The 883-nt window shown below is 45.8% G+C and carries 2 protein-coding genes; both read left to right on the top strand.

Annotated elements, in window-relative coordinates; translation table 11 throughout:
- A partial coding sequence (hemH, locus tag A3729_RS03255) for a ferrochelatase (protein ID WP_082881986.1) occupies positions 1-632 on the top strand: 632 nt, incomplete at its 5' end.
- Between the two features lie 40 nt (positions 633-672).
- Positions 673-883 (top strand): copper chaperone PCu(A)C (locus A3729_RS03250; RefSeq protein WP_156497612.1); only part of this gene is annotated, 211 nt, incomplete at its 3' end.

Below are 883 nucleotides of genomic sequence, written 5' to 3'. Positions count from 1 at the left end.
CGTCACAACAATGCGATAAGCTTTTAGTGCTTCCTTTATATCCCCAGTATGCCAGTGCCACAGGTGGCTCAACATTTGATGCAGTCGCTAAAGATTATGTTTCCCGCCGCCAGATACCAAGCTTGCGTTTCGTGGCTAGCTACCATAATTACCCACCCTATATTGACGCGATTGTCGAGAGTATTCGTGAACATTGGAAACTGCACGGACAAGCCGAAAAGCTGCTTTTGTCTTATCATGGTTTGCCTAAATTTAGTCATGATAAAGGCGACCCTTACTATACCCAGTGTAATGAAACCAGTCAGTTGATTGCTGAGGCGCTTGAATTAAATGGTGATCAGTATATGACCGTTTTCCAATCACGCTTTGGCGCTGCAGAGTGGCTGCAGCCGTATACTGATGAAACGCTAAAATCCCTCGCGAAGCAGGGGACACGCTTTGTGCAGGTAATTTGTCCGGGTTTTTCTGCAGATTGTTTGGAAACTATCGAAGAAATTGGCGTAGAAAACAGGGACTATTTTCTTGAAGGTGGTGGCGAACGCTATGAATATATTCCGGCCTTAAATGCCAGTGAGGCGCATATCAAGGTGCTGGCAAGTTTAATAAATGAAAACGTGCAAGGTTGGTTGTAATGTGCAGGTCTTTGCAAGCGAGCTAAGGTAATAGGAGTTGATGATGAACTTTTTTAAAATTGCGGTGATGGCGGTATTATTGATTGCCGGTCATGCCCGTGCAGAAATAAGCGTTGAAGGTGAGTGGGTGCGCTTATTGCCGCCGATGGTTAAAACCACTGCAGCGTATATGACCCTAACCAGTTCCATCGACGATACGCTGGTTTCAGCTTCAAGCCCTCAGGCATCCATGGTTGAGTTACACCTTTCCT

Source organism: Oleiphilus sp. HI0043, from assembly GCF_001634935.1.
The sequence above is the reverse complement of the archived record's forward strand: the minus strand, read 5'-3'. Positions and strand labels throughout refer to the sequence as shown.